General features: G+C 33.5%; 18 protein-coding genes and 1 pseudogene. 5 read left to right on the top strand and 14 right to left on the bottom strand.

Features of this window, described 5'->3' with window-relative positions; translation table 11 throughout:
• Positions 1 to 43: 43 nt before the first annotated feature.
• A pseudogene (locus JNUCC83_RS03485) lies at positions 44 to 584 on the bottom strand (transposase); the annotation flags it as partial.
• Between the two features lie 126 nt (positions 585 to 710).
• Between JNUCC83_RS03485 and JNUCC83_RS03480 the strand changes: the two are divergent.
• Entirely contained in the window at positions 711 to 1952 is a 1242-nt protein-coding gene (locus JNUCC83_RS03480) for an IS256 family transposase (protein WP_454459153.1), read from the top strand.
• Between the two features lie 164 nt (positions 1953 to 2116).
• Here JNUCC83_RS03480 and JNUCC83_RS03475 read toward each other — a convergent pair whose 3' ends face one another.
• The 6 genes from JNUCC83_RS03475 to JNUCC83_RS03450 all read right to left on the bottom strand — a co-directional run bounded on the left by JNUCC83_RS03475 (position 2117) and on the right by JNUCC83_RS03450 (position 7151).
• Positions 2117 to 2443, bottom strand: a complete 327-nt coding sequence (locus tag JNUCC83_RS03475) for an IS3 family transposase (RefSeq protein WP_454460839.1) — start codon at positions 2441 to 2443, stop codon at positions 2117 to 2119.
• Complete coding sequence (locus tag JNUCC83_RS03470) at positions 2422 to 2745, bottom strand: helix-turn-helix domain-containing protein (protein ID WP_454459949.1); 324 nt, start codon at positions 2743 to 2745, stop codon at positions 2422 to 2424. The genes JNUCC83_RS03475 and JNUCC83_RS03470 overlap by 22 nt, the downstream gene beginning before the upstream one ends.
• 63 nt (positions 2746 to 2808) lie before the next feature.
• Positions 2809 to 4527, bottom strand: a complete 1719-nt coding sequence (locus JNUCC83_RS03465) for a hypothetical protein (protein WP_454460838.1) — start codon at positions 4525 to 4527, stop codon at positions 2809 to 2811.
• 142 nt (positions 4528 to 4669) lie between these two features.
• Positions 4670 to 5170, bottom strand: a complete 501-nt coding sequence (gene ybaK, locus JNUCC83_RS03460) for a Cys-tRNA(Pro) deacylase (RefSeq protein WP_454460837.1) — start codon at positions 5168 to 5170, stop codon at positions 4670 to 4672.
• A complete protein-coding gene (aroD, locus tag JNUCC83_RS03455; RefSeq protein WP_454460836.1) occupies positions 5151 to 5945 on the bottom strand; it encodes a type I 3-dehydroquinate dehydratase in 795 nt (264 codons plus the stop codon). Before aroD ends, ybaK begins: the two co-directional genes overlap by 20 nt.
• Positions 5946 to 5975: 30 nt before the next feature.
• A complete protein-coding gene (locus tag JNUCC83_RS03450) occupies positions 5976 to 7151 on the bottom strand; it encodes a class I SAM-dependent rRNA methyltransferase (RefSeq protein WP_454460835.1) in 1176 nt (391 codons plus the stop codon).
• Positions 7152 to 7368: 217 nt separating this feature from the next.
• Between JNUCC83_RS03450 and JNUCC83_RS03445 the strand changes: the two genes are divergently transcribed.
• Positions 7369 to 9528 carry an LTA synthase family protein gene (locus JNUCC83_RS03445; RefSeq protein ID WP_489749546.1) on the top strand — a complete coding sequence of 720 codons (2160 nt, stop codon included), beginning with the start codon at positions 7369 to 7371 and terminating at the stop codon, positions 9526 to 9528.
• Between the two features lie 21 nt (positions 9529 to 9549).
• Here JNUCC83_RS03445 and abc-f read toward each other — a convergent pair whose 3' ends face one another.
• Positions 9550 to 11130 carry a ribosomal protection-like ABC-F family protein gene (gene abc-f / locus JNUCC83_RS03440; RefSeq protein WP_454460834.1) on the bottom strand — a complete coding sequence of 527 codons (1581 nt, stop codon included), beginning with the start codon at positions 11128 to 11130 and terminating at the stop codon, positions 9550 to 9552.
• A 352-nt stretch (positions 11131 to 11482) separates the two neighbouring features.
• Here abc-f and JNUCC83_RS03435 point away from each other — a divergent pair, with 352 nt between their 5' ends.
• The 3 genes from JNUCC83_RS03435 to JNUCC83_RS03425 are packed head-to-tail and all read left to right on the top strand — an operon-like array spanning position 11483 to position 12933.
• Positions 11483 to 12181 carry an AzlC family ABC transporter permease gene (locus tag JNUCC83_RS03435; RefSeq protein WP_454460833.1) on the top strand — a complete coding sequence of 233 codons (699 nt, stop codon included), beginning with the start codon at positions 11483 to 11485 and terminating at the stop codon, positions 12179 to 12181.
• Positions 12178 to 12510, top strand: coding sequence for a branched-chain amino acid transporter permease (locus JNUCC83_RS03430; protein ID WP_454460832.1), 333 nt, complete (start codon positions 12178 to 12180; stop codon positions 12508 to 12510). The genes JNUCC83_RS03435 and JNUCC83_RS03430 overlap by 4 nt, the downstream gene beginning before the upstream one ends.
• A 15-nt stretch (positions 12511 to 12525) precedes the next feature.
• Positions 12526 to 12933 carry a DUF3139 domain-containing protein gene (locus JNUCC83_RS03425; protein WP_454460831.1) on the top strand — a complete coding sequence of 136 codons (408 nt, stop codon included), beginning with the start codon at positions 12526 to 12528 and terminating at the stop codon, positions 12931 to 12933.
• Between the two features lie 43 nt (positions 12934 to 12976).
• Here JNUCC83_RS03425 and JNUCC83_RS03420 read toward each other — a convergent pair whose 3' ends face one another.
• From JNUCC83_RS03420 to gatC, 6 genes are all read right to left on the bottom strand, one after another.
• Complete coding sequence (locus tag JNUCC83_RS03420; RefSeq protein ID WP_454460830.1) at positions 12977 to 13831, bottom strand: VOC family protein; 855 nt, start codon at positions 13829 to 13831, stop codon at positions 12977 to 12979.
• A gap of 255 nt (positions 13832 to 14086) precedes the next feature.
• Positions 14087 to 15463: a 23S rRNA (uracil(1939)-C(5))-methyltransferase RlmD gene (gene rlmD, locus JNUCC83_RS03415; protein ID WP_454460829.1), complete on the bottom strand. Its 1377-nt coding sequence runs from the start codon at positions 15461 to 15463 to the stop codon at positions 14087 to 14089.
• A gap of 33 nt (positions 15464 to 15496) precedes the next feature.
• Entirely contained in the window at positions 15497 to 16522 is a 1026-nt protein-coding gene (locus tag JNUCC83_RS03410; RefSeq protein ID WP_454460828.1) for a diacylglycerol kinase, read from the bottom strand.
• A 30-nt stretch (positions 16523 to 16552) separates the two neighbouring features.
• The gene (gene gatB / locus JNUCC83_RS03405; protein WP_454460827.1) at positions 16553 to 17983 is read right to left on the bottom strand and encodes an Asp-tRNA(Asn)/Glu-tRNA(Gln) amidotransferase subunit GatB; all 1431 of its coding nucleotides are present in this window, start codon (positions 17981 to 17983) and stop codon (positions 16553 to 16555) included.
• Entirely contained in the window at positions 17983 to 19452 is a 1470-nt protein-coding gene (gene gatA, locus JNUCC83_RS03400) for an Asp-tRNA(Asn)/Glu-tRNA(Gln) amidotransferase subunit GatA (RefSeq protein WP_454460826.1), read from the bottom strand. Before gatA ends, gatB begins: the two co-directional genes overlap by 1 nt.
• Complete coding sequence (gene gatC, locus JNUCC83_RS03395; RefSeq protein ID WP_079348215.1) at positions 19452 to 19757, bottom strand: Asp-tRNA(Asn)/Glu-tRNA(Gln) amidotransferase subunit GatC; 306 nt, start codon at positions 19755 to 19757, stop codon at positions 19452 to 19454. Before gatC ends, gatA begins: the two co-directional genes overlap by 1 nt.
• Position 19758: the final 1 nt, after the last annotated feature.

Genomic DNA, 19758 nt, shown 5'->3' with positions numbered 1-19758 from the left:
AAAACGGGACTGAACCCCTAAAATGAGACAGTAATAAAAACACCTATGCGATTACTTTTTTCCGATAGTCAACTGGAGATAAGTAGTCGTATTTTTGTTGAATTCTTTCTTTATTATAATAGTTGATGAAATTTTGTACAGTTTCAATTACACTAATTGTAGAGCTTCCAAGCTCTGGGTGTAATGAGAACGTTTCAGACTTTAGGATGGAATGAAACGATTCTATTGGAGCATTATCTGCAGGAGTCCCTTTTCGGGACATACTTCTGGTAATGCTCTTTTCTTTTGTTGCGTGATAATAAGCATATGAAGTATACACAGAACCTTGATCCGAATGAAGTATACACAGAACCTTGATCCGAATGAAGTATACATTTATCTGGAAGTTTAGGTAATTTATTTAGTGTGTCTAAAACACAAGATATGTCCTGTTTTTCACTTATTGTATAAGAAAGTATTTCTCCATTAAACAAATCCATAATGCTAGAAAGATAGAGTCTTTTAGGACCATAATCAAGATAAGTGATGTCTGTTGTTAGTTTTTCTAGTGGCTTACTTGAACTAAAGTCTCTATCAATTACATTAGTAGTTTTAAAATAAATAGAACCAGGGAGAGTGTAATATAAACTGTGTAAGTAACCTACCATCCTAGGTAGTGGGTTGCTTCGCGGTTTTTCTTTTTTTACAATAGATTAAAGGAGTGAGAAGCTGTGGCTAAAAAGAAAAGAGACCAAAAATCAGCGAAGTTAGCTCAATCAATTATTGACATCTATCAACCAGAATCGGTTGAAGATATGCAAGAAGCTTTAAAAGATGTTTTTGGACCGATGTTTGAAGCTATGCTACGTGGAGAATTAGATAATCATTTAGGTTATGAGAATCAGTCAAGACAAGAAAAAGAAACTCAAAACAGACGGAATGGATATGGAAATAAAAAGTTAAAAACAAGTTTCGGTGAATTAGACATTCAGGTTCCAAGAGATAGAGATGCTTCTTTTGAACCAGAAATTATTCCTAAAAGAAGCAAAGACGTTTCAAGTATTGAAAGTAAAGTTCTTTCTATGTATGCCAAAGGCATGAGTCAACGAGATATTGCCTCGACAATTGAAGATATTTATGGCTTTACTATTTCTCATGACATGGTGTCGGATATCACAGATCAAATATTATCAGAACTTGAGGAATGGCAAATCAGACCTCTGGCCAAATGCTATGCCTTCTTGTTTGTTGATTGTATGTATGTCACTCTAAGAGAAAATTATGAAGTGAAAGAATGTGCAGTGTATACAATTCTTGGCTATGATTTAAAAGGAAATAAAGAAATTTTAGGCCTTTGGTTAAATCAAACAGAATCAAAAAACAGATGGATGCAGATTTTTGATGAGATTAAAGAGCGTGGAGTTGAAGATATTCTATTTATTTCAATGGACGGCGTATCAGGACTTGAAAATGGTGCTAAAGCTATTTTCCCAGGCGTTGTGGTTCAACGTTGTTTAGTTCATTTAGTTAGAAATGCCCTTCGCTATGTACCAAGTAAGAGTTATAAAGAAGTTTGTAAGGATATGAAGTCTTTTTACAGCGCTTCTTCTTTAAAGGCTGCTCAAACAGCTTTTGATACCTTTCAAACAAAGTGGGCTATTTATCCAGGAGCTGTTGATGTTTGGAAAAGAAATTTTCAACATGTTGAACAACTATTTGATTATGGATCAGCTATTCGAAAAATAATGTACACAACAAATGCTGTAGAGAGTGTTCATTCAAGTTTCCGTAAGGTAACTAAAAAAGGCGCTTTCCCTAATGAGAATGCCCTTCTTAAGCTGCTATATCTTCGAGTAAAAGAACTTCAAAGTAAATGGGAAGGTGGACACGTTCACAATTGGGCTATGGTGCTTAATCAATTAACTGTTAATGATTCTTTTTCAAAACGAGTTGAAAAATATAATCGGTACTAATCAAAATAGGTTGGATATATATAATTTGACAACGAGTCTCTCGTCCTGTGAATTTTTATCGGGACAAGAGCTTTATTAAAAATGCCCTCTTATCCTCGAAGATTATCACAGGACGACTCATTGTCAAATTGTCGTTCTATTATTATTTAAAATTACTTACACACTTAACTTGACAAACCCGAACCAGGACGTTTTTCTTTCTTTATTTTCACCTGACAACTCCATCCATATTTTTGCATAATACGCTGAACAACTTTATGATTCACTTTTATCTTTTTACGAAGTAAAAAAGTGATTTTTCGATAACCATAAGTGAACTTGTTTTCTTTACACAGCTGCTCAATCATTTTAATTCGATTATCGGCAACATATTCTTTCTTAGACCAACGATAGTAAGTACTTCTAGCTATCCCAAAATAGTGACATAACCATGTTATAGATAGTTTTCCTTTATAAGAATCAACTAAATTTATGAATACTTCTTTTTCCACATCCTTTCCAACTCCTTGTATTTTTTTAAAACATCAATTTCCTGTTTCAAGTACTTGTTTTCTCTTTCTAGAACTTCTAAAGGTGAAAAGTGTTCATTACCTTTTCCATAAGTATATTGTTTTCCCACACCTTGAGAGAATCGATAAGATTCTCCATTTCTATACCATTTCCACCATGTTTTCACCTGAGTTTTATTCCGAATGTTGAGTTTATTCATAATTTCTGATGTTGTTTTACCTTCAAGTTTCATTTTTATAGCTTCTTCTTTTACTTCTACTGGATAAGCAATCCTTTTAACCATAAAAAATACACCTCCGTTAAATTCATTTTACATGAATTCAACAGGGGTGTTTTTATATTTGTCTCATCTTTTGGGTTCAGTTCCGCTTTTTTTTCTGTTTTTAAATAAGTAAATAGCATACATAACAGCAATGACCATAGAAAAAACAGAACTATATTTAATAATAAATGGTGGATCATAATAAACAAATAATTTATGATGTCCTCTAGGTAGGATAAAAGATAATGTTTTCCCTGAAGATAGCATCGTTTTTAATTGGTTACCAGTCTCATCTCTTATAACAAGGCCGCTATATCCAATGATAGGTGTTACAACATTTGTTACTTTATCTTTTGTGGTTAACTCAATTAACACCGAATCTTTTTCAAATGTGTATGGCATTAACACTTCTTTTTGATTTAATAAACCTATTTTATTTTTAATTCGTTTGGTTTGTGTCTCACTTAGTCCTGCTGGAAAATAGTCTTTATTTACAGACTTTTGATATCTCTTAGTAGTGACAATATCTTGCTCGCCAAACATAAGCGTGCCAAGTGACCGACGAATCATCAACTCATTCACACTAATTGTTGACATAACAACTAAAAATAAACTTAAACTAATCACCCATTTCTTAGTTGAGCTTTTTTCATTATGACTTAAATAATCTGATAATAACACTGCTCCTAAAAAACTACCAAAAAGTGTCAAAAAAGGCATCAATCTAAAAGGAAATTGAATAATGGACAAAGGAGTATGTTGAACAATTCGCCACGGAAATAATTTTGTCGTCATTACTAGTAAAATAAGTGATGCAACAAGAGACTGTTTGACTATAGGTAGTCGTTTAACAATGGACTCGTGTTTAAATATAATTTGGATCACAGCTACTATTAAGGAAGATAGTAGCATAAAGCCAATACTCGTATAAGTTAAATTATTTATACTAGAATTTTCAATCATAGCTATTATATCGCTTGCTTCTTTACTTAAATCATGTACACTCACTGATCGAATAGGAAAAGTTATCATCTCATAAACGATTGGTAGTAATGCTCCGCTTGATAAAAAGCCTGTCATCACAGCACTAATTAGAAATTGCTTAACTATGTTGAATGTTAGTTTTTTTCTTATTAAGCTAATTAAAAATAATATAGCTAAGACAACGACTACCAGCATTAATGATAGTAAATGAGAATAGGCAATCAGCGTCATACCAATAATCAGCCAATGCTTTTTATTTCCTTTGTCTTTTATGATACTGTAAAACCCAGCAAATACTAGTGGGTACATACTCAAAACAAAAAACTCTCCTAAATCAAATCGTTGATAAAAACAAATCATACGATAATGTGAAAAGACATAAAACACAGAAAAAACATAAGGTGTTAATATTTTTAAACGTGAGTTTTCATTAGTAAAACACAACTGGCAAATATAGTTTGAACAACAATAAGCAATATAAAAAGTTAATACATTCATAAAAAACAAGTACACATATACCCCTGCAACCACTGAATGAAATAACATAGTTAACCCAGCAATTGGTAAAACGGTTGTCAATGTTGGGTAAAATATATTTGCCCCATAAAAAATATCATGCTCTCCGAATCGGCCTAAAGCTTGAATAGATTCCGTCTTACTTAGTTGGTCAATTGCACTAAATATTCTAGAAAAATGAAAAGGATAATCATCTCCTCGAATGATGGCAAAATGCAACCCACTCAAATCAATTATTGGTAATAAATACAGTAGTGACAGCACTACCCAGGCAATCACTACTAATGCTCGTTTTTTTTTCATCTTAATTCCTTCTTCTGTTTTTATAAATCATTCTCAGAATAATACAATATTAGTTTAACAAACATTAAATAACAAACAAATCAACTTGATGGTATCTTTTAGATATTTTTATGAATATTATCATAAAAAAACGATTCTAGGATTATCCTAAAATCGTATCATTTTCTGTTAAATCTGCATAGTTCCCTCGAGTAATTGTTAATAAATCTTCTGGTGAAACACTCATTTGAAGTCCTCTACGGCCTGCTGAAACATGAATCATATCAAAGGCTTGTGCTTCACTAGCATAATACGTTGGAAATAATTTTTTCATTCCCACGGGAGAACAACCTCCATGGATGTAACCGGTTAGCTCTTCCAAATCTTTCATTGGTAGCATCTCTATCTTTTTATTACCACTGACTTTAGCAAGTTTTTTTAAATCTAGTGTTTTATTTCCAGGGATGACTGCTACCACAGAACCAGTTTTATTACCTACAGTGACCAGTGTTTTAAATACTTGGTTTTCATCAATACCTAAAGCATGAGCTGTTTCAAGAGCTGCTGCATGAGAATCACTGTATTCATATTCTCTCGTTTCGAACGCTATTTTTTTTTGTTCAAGTTGTCTAAGTGCATTAGTTTTAGATTTTTTCTTTGACATCTTTCTTTACCCCTCGTTTGTAACCTATTACTTCCATTCCTTCTCTGACAACGGATATCGGCAATTGTCCTGGAGCTGATAAATATTTACCATTAGAAGCATACGTTAAAACAGAACCATATAGTTCACCTGTCATACGAGACAGTTGTCCCAACTCACCCATACTAATCATCACAAATGGAATCTCTGGATGATGTTCTTTGACTTTATTCGAAATTTCAAGAACATTTAATACATCTTGTTGATTATTTGGTGTCACTGCTAATTTGCATAAATCCCCACCTAATTGATGCATGTCTTTAACTGTTTCATACATATGGTTTTTTTCTGGAGTAAGTAAGTGATTATGTTTAGACAACAATACCTTAACATTTTTTTCTTTAGCATGAACCATAATATCAGATGGTTTTTCTAAGACCATTTCAAATTCTAAATCGACAATATCGACCAATCCAGTATCCATCATCATACGGTTTAATTTAATATAATCATCAAGCCCAATATGTTGTCCGCCACCTTCTTGAAGCGTTCGATAAGTAAAAATTAGTGGCTTATCATCTATCGCATAGCGAACAAAATAGGCAGCTTTTTTCATAAAACGTTCATCATGGACATACATAAAATAATCAGCACGCCATTCGATTACATCACAATCTAATTTGCTAATGCGAAGTGCTTCTGAGAATAATTCTTCAAAATTTTTAGCCACAAGAGGCACACAGACTTTTGGTTTTCCTTTTCCTAATTCAAGGTTACGTACTTTTAACTTAGACATCAAACCCCACCTATCATTTCGTAATCACTACTATTTCACTCGATAAAAGAGCACTTTTAAATAATTTCCCTCATTAAATTCTTTTATTACTCGGAAATCTTCCGGTAATTGATATAATTCTAGATAATCAAATGAACGATTGGTCTTGCGTATTCCTGTTTCAACCATTTGTTTGAATTTATCTAATGATACATTAGCTGCATTTGTTGATGCAACTAGCAACCCATCGTCTTTCAATAATTGAACTGCTTCAGTTGTTAATTGCTGGTAATCTTTTGCAACAGAAAAAACTTTCTTTTTATTTCTAGCAAAACTTGGTGGATCCATTACTACTATATCAAATGTAAGCTGTTTTTTAAAAGCATATTTAAAATAATCAAATACATCCATTACTATTATAGACTGATTATCAGTTGTAAGTCCATTCACAGCAAACTGCTCTTGCGTTTTTTCTAAGCTTCGCTTGGCTAAATCGACACTAGTTGTCGCAGTCGCACCACCCATCGCACTAGCTACAGAAAAAGCACCAGTATAACTAAACGTATTAAGAACCGTTTTTCCACTAGCAAATACATCTGTTAATCGACTGCGAACATCTCGTTGGTCTAAAAATATACCTGTCATTAATCCATCATTTAAGTAAGTTGCATAGGTCACATTATTTTCCTTTATTAAGAGAGGCTCTGGTGCTTGTTCTCCATATAAATAGGTAGATTCTGGTAAACCTTTAGCTTGGAATCGAACCTTTTCATAAACACCTCGAATAGCTATCTCTGATGATAATAAAGCATCCAAAATGTCTTCCTTTAATCCATAAATGGTTTCATTATACCAAGAAACTACTAAAAAACCATCATACCAATCAATGGTTACACCACCCAAGCCATCCCCTTCACCGTTAAACAAGCGAAACGCTGTGGTTGCCTGGTCTTTAAAAAAAGAGGCGCGATAATTTTTTGCTTCATTAAACAGATAAATTAAAAATTCTTTATTGATTGGTTGTTGGTCAGAAAAACTAACCATCCATCCTGAACCTTTATGTTGTTTACCTAAATAACCGTAAGCTAAAAAGTCATCTTTTTCTGAATAAAAACTTACCCAATCTTTACAATTGACTTTTTCATCTACCAAATCTTCCGCCTTAACAAGAGGATAGTGTCCTTTGTATTTTTGACTTTTTTTTTGTTTTATATATACTCTTTTCATGCAGTCAATCCCTTTAATTTCTATCATTTATTGTATGATACTACTATATCAGTTTTTAAGTTTTTTTTCCCCTTTTTTTTAAAGTTATTAGTTCTATATTTTTTTTTAAGAAAAATGGACATAATTGACAGACATGTAAGGAATATGTAAAATGTAACTTGGAGTATTCATCTTAGTAGTTGTCATGATACTAAGTTGTTAAGAAAGGATGTTTATTTTGAAACATAAATATAATAAAAACTGGATTAACACCAGAATGGGTTTTTTCACCCTAATGGTTGTGTTATTTTGGTTAAAAAACCTACTAGCGTATACAGTAGACTTTAATTTAGGTATTGAAAGTTTTTTCCAATATGTCATTTTATTTATTAGTCCAATAGCTACAACTGTCTTTTTATTCTCTGCGGCTCTTTATATAAAAAGTCCAAAAAAAGCATATATCACATTGCTAATCATATCATCACTAACAACCTTGTTACTTTTTTCTAATGTCATTTATTACAGAGAATTTACAGATTTTATCACTGTAAATACCATGCTTGGGGCAGGAAAAGTTGCATCTGGTTTGGGTGAAAGTGCTCTTCGTATGTTTAGACCGTACGACTTACTTTATTGGATTGATATCATTGTTGTGATTGTCCTATTAGCCACAAAAAAAATTAAGATTGATGAAAGACCTATTCCCGCTCGATCAGCGTTTGCAGTGACAAGTTTTTCAATCTTACTATTTTCAGCTAATTTGACTTTAGCAGAAACAGATAGACCAGAATTACTAAAACGTACTTTCTCAAGAAACCATATCGTGAAATACTTAGGAATGAACGTCTTCACTGTGTATGACGGAGTACAAACATACAATGCCACTCAACGTCGTGCTCAAGCGAGTCAAAATGATTTAGTTGACGTCCAAAAGTATGTGGACTCACATTACGCTAAGCCAGATGATGATATGTTTGGAATTGCTAAAGGACGTAATGTTATTTATATCCATTTAGAGAGTTTCCAACAATTCTTAATTGATTACAAATTAAAAGACGAAAATGGTGTGGAACATGAAGTCACTCCATTCCTTAATAGCTTGTTCCATTCAAATGAAACATTTAGTTTTGATAATGCTTTTCATCAAGTCGGTTCAGGTAAAACAAGTGATGCTGAAACATTGTTAGAAAACTCATTTTTTGGTCTAAGCCAAGGTCCTTTATTCACACAATTAGGCGATAAAAATACGTTCCAAGCAGCACCAAATATTTTAGAACAAACCCAAGGGTATACAAGTGCTGCCTTTCATGGTAACGGTGGTTCATTCTGGAACCGTAATGAAACATACAAACGTTTAGGGTATGATTACTTCTTTGATGGTAGTTACTATAATGTAAATGAAAGTAATTCATTCCAATATGGATTACATGACAAACCGTTTTTAGAACAGTCTGTGCAGTACTTAGAACATTTGCAACAACCATTTTATTCTAAATTTATTTTAGTTTCTAACCATTACCCGTATGCGAAATTCAAAGATGACAATGCTGGTTTTCCCATAGCAAAAACGTCTGATGCGACAATTAATGGATACTTTGCTACAGCAAATTATTTAGATACAGCTGTTAAAGAGTTCTTTGATTACTTAAAAGCATCTGGACTCTATGACAATTCAGTCATTGTGCTGTATGGTGATCACTATGGTATTTCAAATTCTCGTAACAAATCATTAGCTGAATTACTTGGTAAATCAAAAGAAGAATGGAACGAATTTGACGATACTGCCGTTCAACGTGTACCTGTTATGTTCCACATACCTGGTCAAACTAAAGGTGGCGTAAATCATACATATGGTGGACAAGTTGATGTACTACCTACATTACTACACTTATTAGGAGTTGATACTCAGCCATATATTCAACTTGGGCAAGATTTCTTCTCTAAAGATAAAGACCAAATTGTTGCCTTTAGAAATGGAACGATTGTTACACCAAAATACACTATTTTAGGTGACTCAATTTACAATACTACAACTGGCGAATTAATTGTTACACCTACAGAAGAACAATTAGCTGAGGTAGCTGAATTAAAAGAAAAAGGAAATACACAGCTTCATATGTCAGATGCCATCACTAATGGTGATTTGCTAAGATTTAATACAGATAGCGGCTTAAAACCTCTTGATCCAGCTAAGTTTGATTACAAAAATGAGTTAGACAAACTCCTTAAAGTTGAACAACAAAAAGGTGATAAATCAACAAGTGTCTATTCATTACATAACAATCAATCAACTGTTAACCTATTTAAAACACAAACATATAAAGAAATAGAAGCAGAAAAAAATGGAACCACTCAAAGCAGTGAAACCACAGAAACTTCTTCTACAGTAGCTAAATAAAAAATAAAAGACACACAAGATTTAATTCTTGTGTGTTTTTTTGTATGCTTGTTTTTGTTTGACTAATAATTGAAACTCTTTTTCTAATTCATCATTTACCTCTAAACTAAGTTTCCCTAACACTTCTGTAATCTTTGTTTCAATCACTAACAGTTCATCTTTCGTTATTGCTCTTTCCTTACTTTTTTTCCTAGATAAATAACTATTATAATTCCCTTCAAACATATGAATTTGTTTCTCTTCAATAGCAAGTATTTTAGTAGCTACAGACTCAACAAAGTGTCGATCATGAGAAACAAAAATCACTGTACCATCAAAAGCCAATAATAGTTCTTCCAAAGCATTTAATGCATTAATGTCTAAATAATTTGTTGGCTCATCTAAAATTAGTGTATTAATATCACTCAATAATAATTTAGCTAATGTCACTTTTACCCGTTCTCCACCACTTAAGACACTGACTGGTTTTACTATATCCTCTTCATAAAAGCTCATCCTTGCTAACACAGTTCTTATTAATGTTTGATTGTTACTACGAGACGTTGATAACACATTTTCTAAAATCGTTTGATTTGTTTCAAGTAAATCAACTTCTTGTGAAAAATAACCTATTTTCACAGATGGCGAAATCTGTATTCCATGATGTTTAGTTAATATCATGCGTAACAAAGTGGTTTTGCCCACACCATTTTTACCAATGATAGCTACTTTTTCTTTATTTTTGATATAAAAGTCATTTTTAGAAAATAATTCTTTCTTTCCAACAATTACTGACACATCTGTTCCTCGAATAATAATATGCTCGCCTGAAAGGTGCGACAAGGACGTTTCCATTGTGAGCTTTATTTCTTTTTTTGGTGCATCGACTCGAGTTAGTTGAGATAATCTGGTTTCTAAAGCTTTTGCTGATTTATCTAATTTTTTTTGTTTTTTTGCATAGTATGGCTTAGTTCCACCGGTTCTTTCTCTAGCCATTTTTTTATTTTTTGGTACTGACGTTGCTCCATTAGCTTGTCTCTTTTTCGCTCGAATCGCTTCTTCTAATTCCTCTTTTTCTCGACTATATATTTCATAAGATTGTTCGCTTTTCTTTTTCTTTTCTTCATATTGAGTTAAAAAAGATTGATAGTTCCCTTTATAGATTGATAACTCTCCATCTTTTAAATGCCAAATTTCATTGCAGACTTTTGTTAAAAAGTAGCGGTCATGTGACACCACGACCACACCTTCTTGATGGTTTAACACCTTTTTTTCAACCCATTCAACATGAGTGTCATCTAAATTTGTTGTCGGTTCATCAAGTAACCAGACGTTTTGTTTCTTAAATGCTTCTTGCAAGTAGCGTTGTGTCTTCTCTCCCCCACTTTTATCATTAAAACCTTCTTTAAATTGTTTGACCAATGTTACATCAGAATAGTGTCTCACAGGTACTTTTTCAGAAGTAAACTCATTTGCTAAAATATGCAGTAAGGTTGTTTTTCCACTGCCGTTTTTTCCGATTAATCCAATCTTATCTCCTTGTTCAATAGTTAAATTGGGTATGCTTAAACTTAAATTGGCATTAATATGGTAGTTATTATTTTTTATTTCTAGTTGTTTCATCATATCATCTCCTTATTTTTAGGAGAAAAAAATCCCTCCTATAGTTTGAAATAGGAGGGGTTAAACGTGTTCAGGGTAAGCCAAAAAAACTTTGAACCCACATTTATACAACCACACCTATTTCACAAATAAAGATAAACGCATAACAAATAAGCTTGTCATTTCATTTTCTTCACTTGGCTTAATAATAGGATTTAGTTGTACATGTATTTGGGTCACCCTTTCATTGATTAATACAAATACTATACCACTTAAATAGTATTTTTGACAACTTTTATTAAATTGACAGACTTGACAGATAATTCTAACAACTGTATGATAAAAAAATATTCATTAATTTTGGGGGAGTTTTATGAAGAAAAAAGCGTTTGAAATAGCTCTACCTTATACACTACCAATATGTGTTGGGTTTTTATTTTTAGGGATGTCCTATGGATTTCTAATGCGAAGTATGGGATTTAGCGTGTGGTATCCAATGCTCATGAGTTTTTTTATCTATGCAGGTTCAATGGAATTTGTGACTGCTAACTTACTTATGTCTGCATACAACCCACTTTATGCTTTTGTTTTAACACTTTTAGTTAATGCTAGGCATATATTTTATGGGATTTCTATGCTTGAAAAATACAAAAACACTGGGTGGAAAAAGTTTTATTTGATTTATGGCATGTGTGATGAGTCATTTACAATTAATTGTACGGTCATACCACCCAAAGATGTTGATAGAGGATGGTTCATGTTTTTTGTGACTTTATTAAACCAAATTTATTGGGTTGGTGGTGCAACATTAGGCGCTCTTCTTGGTTCTGTCCTAACCTTTGATACAACCGGCATTGAATTTGTGATGACTGCTTTATTTGTTGTTATGTTTATCAATCAATGGGAAGAAACAACTGATCATAGACCTGCTCTCATTGGACTGATTAGTTCGTTTATTTGTTTGATTTTATTAGGAGCTGATAACTTTATGCTTCCTGCAATGGCACTCATTGTGGTTATTTTTACCTTAGACAGAAAAAATTTAGATAAACAGGAGGTCACTAGTTTATGACAAACATGTCATTTCCACATCAACTCATCACTATTGGCGTTGTCGTACTTGGGACAATGATTACTCGTTTCTTACCATTTATTTTATTTCCAGAAAATAAAACTCCTCCTGCTTATATCACATACTTAGGAAATGTGTTACCTTACGCAACTATGGGCTTGTTAGTTGTCTTTTGTTTAAAAGAGGCAGTCACAAGAGCCTTTGCCTTTCCTGAAATTTTAGCTATTCTATTTATAGTTATTATTCATAAATGGAAGCACAGTACGTTTTTAAGCATTGGATTAGGAACCGTTTTTTATATGGTATTGGTACAAAACATTTCATTTTAGAGAGTAGGCAGTATCATGAAAAAATTTTTGATTAGTATCTGTATCATCTTACTTATAATTGTTAGTTTCGTTGGATTTAAGAAACATAAATTTAACCAACTTGTTGAAAAGAAAATGGCTGACTATGTATCAACTCAAATAGTAGATGAAAAATCAATCGATACATCATCCTTATCCTATAATTGGTTTGATAATACTTATAAATACAACATAAGTTTTTCCAAATCAACAGACTCTTTTATTTCAGTAGAGTATAAAGTACCAGAGCCTATCATGAAAGCAGTTTTTGATAAGACCGTTAAAGATTTTTATCCAGTTGTTTATACTCATTTCAATGGAACGTCAATTGAATTTGACAATAAAATAACAGAAACCATATTCAAAGAAATCCCATTTAAAAAATCAGTGTTTTCCAATAAATAAAATAAGCCATCTATCCATAATAATATGGACAGATGGCTTTATGTTACTCACTAACTAATAAGTCTATTTTAATACCTGATGGATCAATTGCCACATATTCTCCATCTTTTTCAGTTACATTTGCACCTATGTTTTTTAGTGAATTTATTTTGTTATCTCGACTTGTCGTATCTGGAAAAATAATACTATAACTCTCAATCCCTGTTTCTAATGGTTCTGCGTTTCTAATAGATGTTCCAGCCCATGTATTAAAAGCAATATGATGGTGATATTTTGAATCTGAAAGAAACAACGCATTGCTTCCATATCGACTCACTACTTCAAAACCTAATCCCTCACAATAAAACCCTTCATTTTTTTCTAAATCGTTAACTTGTAAATGAATGTGTCCCATGACTGTTCCAGCAGGCAAACCATTCCAAGGAGAAACAATAGGTTCTTTTAATAAATCTTCAAAATTAACAGGATCTGTCATCATCACCACTTCACCGTCTGTCCATTGCCAAACACTGTTATCTCTATCTGTATAAATCTCAATACCATTGCCATCTGGATCATTTAGATATAATGCTTCGCTGACTAGATGATCTCCCCCACCAAAACGAATACTTTTTCGAACAAAATGTCTAACGACTTGAGCTAAATCTTGACGCGTTGGAAGTAACAAAGCAAAATGATACAATCCTGTCGTTTGTTCTCGTTTAATTTTTATTCCTTTTGGTTGAAAAATAGTCAATAACACATCCTCACCATTTGTCGTAAATGACACTTTTTCTGAAGTTTCTTCTTTTATTTTAAGTCCTATTACATCGGTATAAAATTGAGTTGATTTTTTTAAATCACTGACTTTTAATTCAACATCTTTAACATAAGTAACTGGTTTTTTATGAAATTTCATAATATCTACCTCTTTTTCAGTATAATTCTTACTTTATGTAAGCAATATACTACGAAAATAATTAATTAACAAATCATTTGCTTAAACCCTATTTTTTGAAAAACATACTGACTTTTGCACCAATCTGATTTTCCTTATAAAGTTTTTCAATAGGAAATACTATATTTAAGTGAATTATAGCGATAGGAAAGTTTCTAATACGAAAAGAGACCTAGAAAATTTCTAAGCCTCAAAACGTTATACTTAATATTTTATTTATTTAGTCAGCACTGTCACACACTCAATATGGGTTGTTTGTGGGAACATATCGACTGGATAAACTGTATCAGTTGTGTATCCTAAACTAGCAAACAGTTTCATATCACGTGCCATAGTACTTGGGTCACAAGAAATATAAACAATTTTTTCAGGTTCTAGTTCCACTGATTGTTTGATGAAGTCTTCAGTCAATCCTTTTCTTGGTGGGTCAACCACAATTACATCAAATTTAATGCCATCTGCTGTCCAATTTTTTAGAACTTTATCAGCTGCTCCAGCTTTAAATTCAACATTTGTGATGTCGTTTATTTCAGCGTTATGAATCGCATCTTCAATCGCTTCTGGCACAATTTCCACGCCATACACTTTCTTCACTTTATCAGCCAAACTTAGACCGATTGTTCCGATACCACAATATGCATCAAGAACCACATCATCTTTTTTCAAGTCAGCTAACTCGATAGCCTTTTTGTAAAGATTTTCCGCTTGCTCAGTGTTTACTTGATAGAATGACTGAGCTGAGATATGGTATGTTTTACCTAACAATTCATCACTGATACTATCTTTACCATATAAAACGCTCAAACGCTCGTCTAAGACTTTATTTGTCACGTTTGGTTGAATATTTTGCATAACAGATACCACGTTTGGATATGCTTCAACTAATTCTGTCACGATATCATGTAAGTAGAATATTTTCTTTTTACGTGTTACAAATGTTACCATCACTTCGTTTGAATAATGGCCTTTACGAATCACGATACTTTTTAGATGCCCTGAATGTTGGGCTTCATCATATGGTTTGATTGAGTATTTTCTTAATCTATCTTTCAAGAATAACAAAATCTCATCAATCATTTTATCTTGAATTAAAAAGTCTTCTACCACAATTAAATCATGACTATTTTTTCTAAAGAATCCAAGTTCAATTTCAGCACCAATCATACGTACTGGAATTTGCGCTTTATTTCGATAAGCAAATGGGTGCTCCATTCCTAAAACGTCTGCAACCTGTAATTCTTCAAACCCACCAATACGTTTCATCGCCTGAGTCACTTGATTTTTCTTAAAATCTAATTGTGCATTGTAACTCATATGATGTAGTGGAGCTATTCCTGTACGTATCAAATCTTTTTCAACAGATTCCACACGATTTTCACTTGTTGTTTCCCAAGTCATAATTTTCGCAAATGCAAATTTTTTCATGACTTTCATCACATGAATTTTTACTCGTTCGCCTGTAATTCCTTCTTCAACAAAAATAGGAAAACCATCCACTTTTGCTACGCCTCGTCCGTCATACGTCATATCAATAATATCAACAACTAAACGCTCATTTTTCTTTACTGGTGCTTCTATCTTTTGTTTTTTCATAAAATCCTCTTTCTATTTTAAACAGTGCACGTACTACTCTTTATTGCCAAAAATATTGCCATCTTCATTGATGTCTTCTTGAGTGAGTTGTTCGACTTGTTCGATAAATCGATCAGACGCTTCTTCTTCTTCAATTGAAATAGCCGAGTCAGGTATTGCATCCAAATTAGCATAAATTTCTATGTGTTGTTTGTAGTTTATAAATTCCATTGGTGCATCACCACCATATTCACCATCGAGATTAATCATCATTCGGTAATCATCGTCAAATGCTTCCGCATAGAGTTTCGATGTTTTGATGTATTCAATACGTGGATCATCAACGTGTTTCCCACCGTTCAGCATTAGAGCCACTAAATGCATAATTTCTAATACATTAGCGGTTTTAACAATAATTAATGAAAATTTTCCATCATCTAATTGGGCATCCGGAACAATTTGTTCAAAACCACCAATTGAGTTCGTTAATCCTAAAAAGAACATTGAAGCTTTACCATCGAACTCACCACCGTCATATTTCAGACGCATTTTGATTGGCTTCACTCGCGGTAGCATTTCCGCTCCTTTTGCTAAATAGGCAAGATAGCCAAAAACACTTTTCAGATGTGATGGTACTTCATATGTCAATTCAGTTAAATAACCACCTGCTGCTATATTCATAAAATAAGTGTTTCCAGCTTTTCCAATATCTGATTTTATGGTCTGATTTTTTAGAATAACCTCTGCTGCTTTCACAACATTATCTCTAGGAATTCTTAAAGCACGTGCAAAATCATTAGTTGTGCCTCCAGGTATAATCGCTAACTTGGGACGGTTCTCAAGTGGTGCGATACCATTGATCACTTCATTGATTGTCCCATCCCCTCCTGCAGCAATTAGCAAATCAAATCCTGCTTTAGCTGCTCTAGCTGCCTCTTTTTTAGCTGAAAAAGGTTCAGGAGTCGTTGCAAATGCACTGGCCTCATAGCCTGCTTTTTCAATTACCATTAAAATATCTGCTAAATTTCGTTTTAACAATTCTTTTCCAGATGTTGGATTATAAATTAATCTTGCTCTCATTTAACATGCTCCTTCATATAAAACGCCTCTTTAACGTTTTAACAATTCCTCTTTTAGTAATTTGTTCACGACTCCTGGATTTGCTTTCCCTTTGGTTGCTTTCATAATTTGACCAACTAAGAAACCAACGGCACGATCTTTTCCATTTTTAAAGTCTTCAATTGATTGCTCGTTTTTATCTAATACATCGTTAATCATTGGTAATAATTGAGCAGGGTCAGATAATTGGACTAATCCTTTTGCTTCAACAACTTCTTTAGCATTTCCACCATTTTCAATTAATTCTTTAAAGACTTTCTTCGCAATTTTAGAACTAATTGTGCCATCAGCAATTAAATTAATCATACCAGCTAGATTTTCTGGTGTTAATTTTGTTTCAAGTAATTCTAAATGCTCACTATTTAAGTAAGCTGATACTTCACCCATTAACCAGTTAGAGGCTTGTTTTGCATCTGCTCCGTTATTCACTGTTGCATCAAAGAAATCTGACATATCACTTGATAGAGTTAGTACCATCGCGTCATATTCCGGTAGACCTAATTCATTGACGTAACGTGTTCGTCTATCTGCTGGCATCTCTGGTAACGACTTTCTAATTTCTTCTACCCATTCTTCACTAATATCAATTGATGGAATATCTGGTTCTGGGAAGTAACGGTAATCACTTGCCCCTTCTTTAACACGCATCAAGATAGTTGATTTAGTTGATTCATCATAACGACGTGTTTCTTGTTGGATAATACCACCTGACATTAACACTTTTGCTTGACGTTGTTCTTCAAAAGCAAGTCCTTGTTTCACGTAGTTTAGTGAGTTCAAGTTTTTAAGTTCTGCTTTTGTTCCAAACTTTTCTTGTCCATAAGGTCTTAGAGAAATGTTTGCGTCACAACGCATTGATCCTTCTTCCATTTTCACATCACTAACACCAGTAAACTGGATAATTGAGCGAATGGCTTCTAAATAAGCATAGGCTTCTTCAGGTGAACGCATATCTGCTTCAGAGACAATCTCAATAAGCGGTGTGCCTTGACGGTTTAAATCAACATATGAATAACCATCAGTACCATGAATATTTTTACCCGCATCTTCTTCTAAATGCACACGTTCAATACGGATTTTTTTCTTTTTACCTTCTACTTCTATTTCAACCCAACCATCATAGCCGATTGGTTTGTCATCTTGAGAAATTTGGTAAGCTTTTGGATTATCAGGATAGAAATAGTTTTTTCTATCAAAATTTGTGTGATGGTTGATTTTACAGTTAAGTGCTAAAGCTGCTTTCATACCATATTCAAGTGCGCCTCTATTTAAAACAGGTAAAACACCTGGCATTGAAAAATCAATCACGTTTGTATTAGTATTTGGATCTGCACCAAAGTGAGCGGCAGACGTTGAAAAGATTTTTGATTCGGTTTTTAATTCCACATGGACTTCTAACCCAATGACTGTTTCAAAATTCACTATGCTTTACCTCCTAAAATAACAGGTTGTTTTTTATGGAAATCAGTTGCTTGTTCAAACGCATACGCTGCTTGATACATTTTTTCTTCATCAAAATGATTTCCGATTAATTGAATCCCAATTGGTAATCCTTCAGAAAATCCGCCAGGAACACTCATCCCTGGTAGGCCAGCTAAGTTAACTGGAATTGTCAAAATATCACGCATGTAAGCTGTGATTGGATCATCTTGAGCAGCACCAAATTCAAATGCTACAGTTGGTGATACTGGTCCTAAAATCAAGTCGTAGTTTTCAAAGACTTTTTTAAAGTCATTGATAATCAAGGTACGAACTTGTCCAGCTTTTCTAAAGTATGCATCATAAAATCCAGAACTTAGAGAGAATGTTCCAAGCATAATACGACGTTTCACTTCGGAACCAAATCCTTCAGAACGTGAGTTAACATATACGTCTTCTAAGTTTGAAATATTTTCTGAACGGTAACCATAGCGAATACCATCAAAACGTTGTAAGTTTGATGACGCTTCTGATGAAGCAATAATATAGTAAACTTCCACGCCATAAACCGCATTTGGTAAACTAACTTCGTCCACTGTTGCACCAAGCGCTTCAAATGTTTTCACCGCTTCTTTTACTGCATGACGAATATCAGAATGAACCCCTTCACCCATGAATTCTTTTGGTACACCAATTTTCATTCCTTTGATGTCTTGACCAATTAAGTTTGTAAAATCTGGTGTGCCACGACGAGAACTTGTGCTGTCTTTTGCATCATGTCCAGAAATGGCATTTAAAATCATGGCGTTGTCTTCCACCGTACGAGTCATTGGCCCAATTTGGTCTAAACTTGATGAAAAGGCAATTAACCCATAACGAGAAACGCGTCCATAAGTTGGTTTCATCCCCACGATACCGTTAAATGACGCTGGTTGGCGGATACTTCCACCTGTGTCACTCCCTAATGATGCAGGAACTTCTCCAGCTGCCACACTCGCAGCAGACCCTCCTGAAGAACCACCAGGTACTTTTGTTTGGTCCCATGCATTTTTTGTTTTCTTGAAGTAAGAAGTTTCAGTTGAAGACCCCATCGCAAACTCATCCATGTTTAATTTACCCATAGACACAAGTCCAGCTGATTCTAATTTTTCTACTGCCGTCGCAGAATAAATTGGGTTAAAATTGTACAACATTTTACTTGCTGCGGTTGTTAACACGTCTTTTGTCACGATATTATCTTTAATCCCAATTGGAATACCAGCTAAAGGTGTTAATTCACTACGTGGTGAGTCATCAATTTTTTTTGCTTCTGCTAATGCTTTTTCTTCACTTAATGTGATAAACGCATCAATCGTTGGCTCTGTTTCTTTGATGTAATCAAACCCACTTTTGACAATCTCTTGTGAGCTTAATTCTTTTTTATTTAATGCATCACTTAGTTGTTTTACTGTTAATTGTTGTAACTCAGTCATTATGCTCCTGCCTCCCCGTTATCCATGATTGCTGGCACTTTAATGTAACCATCTTGTGTTTCAGGAACATTGCTAAATAATTCGTCACGGCTTTCACCTTTAATGGCGATGTCTTCTCTAAAGACATTTGTTTCTTCTGTCACACTTGAAGTAAATGGCACATCTGTTGTGTCGACTTGGCTTAAATTTGCCATCATGTCAGTAACTTTCCCTAAATGTTTTGTCATCTCATCTAATTCACTATCTGAAAAACGTAATTTCGATAATTTTGCTACGTGTAGTACTTCTTCTTTTGAAATTGCCATC

Source organism: Vagococcus sp. JNUCC 83 (assembly GCF_053667615.1).
This window is presented reverse-complemented; position numbering and strand designations above follow the sequence as displayed.

Excerpts from the sequence above, each read along its gene's own strand:
- JNUCC83_RS03470 (WP_454459949.1), bottom strand. The coding sequence starts at position 2,745 with ATGGTTAAAAGGATTGCTTATCCAGTAGAAGTAAAAGAAGAAGCTATA.
- JNUCC83_RS03465 (WP_454460838.1), bottom strand. The coding sequence starts at position 4,527 with ATGAAAAAAAAACGAGCATTAGTAGTGATTGCCTGGGTAGTGCTGTCA.
- ybaK (WP_454460837.1), bottom strand. The coding sequence starts at position 5,170 with ATGTCAAAGAAAAAATCTAAAACTAATGCACTTAGACAACTTGAACAA.
- aroD (WP_454460836.1), bottom strand. The coding sequence starts at position 5,945 with ATGTCTAAGTTAAAAGTACGTAACCTTGAATTAGGAAAAGGAAAACCA.
- JNUCC83_RS03450 (WP_454460835.1), bottom strand. The coding sequence starts at position 7,151 with ATGAAAAGAGTATATATAAAACAAAAAAAAAGTCAAAAATACAAAGGA.
- abc-f (WP_454460834.1), bottom strand. The coding sequence starts at position 11,130 with ATGAAACAACTAGAAATAAAAAATAATAACTACCATATTAATGCCAAT.
- JNUCC83_RS03435 (WP_454460833.1), top strand. The coding sequence starts at position 11,483 with ATGAAGAAAAAAGCGTTTGAAATAGCTCTACCTTATACACTACCAATA.
- JNUCC83_RS03430 (WP_454460832.1), top strand. The coding sequence starts at position 12,178 with ATGACAAACATGTCATTTCCACATCAACTCATCACTATTGGCGTTGTC.
- JNUCC83_RS03425 (WP_454460831.1), top strand. The coding sequence starts at position 12,526 with ATGAAAAAATTTTTGATTAGTATCTGTATCATCTTACTTATAATTGTT.
- JNUCC83_RS03420 (WP_454460830.1), bottom strand. The coding sequence starts at position 13,831 with ATGAAATTTCATAAAAAACCAGTTACTTATGTTAAAGATGTTGAATTA.
- rlmD (WP_454460829.1), bottom strand. The coding sequence starts at position 15,463 with ATGAAAAAACAAAAGATAGAAGCACCAGTAAAGAAAAATGAGCGTTTA.
- JNUCC83_RS03410 (WP_454460828.1), bottom strand. The coding sequence starts at position 16,522 with ATGAGAGCAAGATTAATTTATAATCCAACATCTGGAAAAGAATTGTTA.
- gatA (WP_454460826.1), bottom strand. The coding sequence starts at position 19,452 with ATGACTGAGTTACAACAATTAACAGTAAAACAACTAAGTGATGCATTA.
- gatC (WP_079348215.1), bottom strand. The coding sequence starts at position 19,757 with ATGGCAATTTCAAAAGAAGAAGTACTACACGTAGCAAAATTATCGAAA.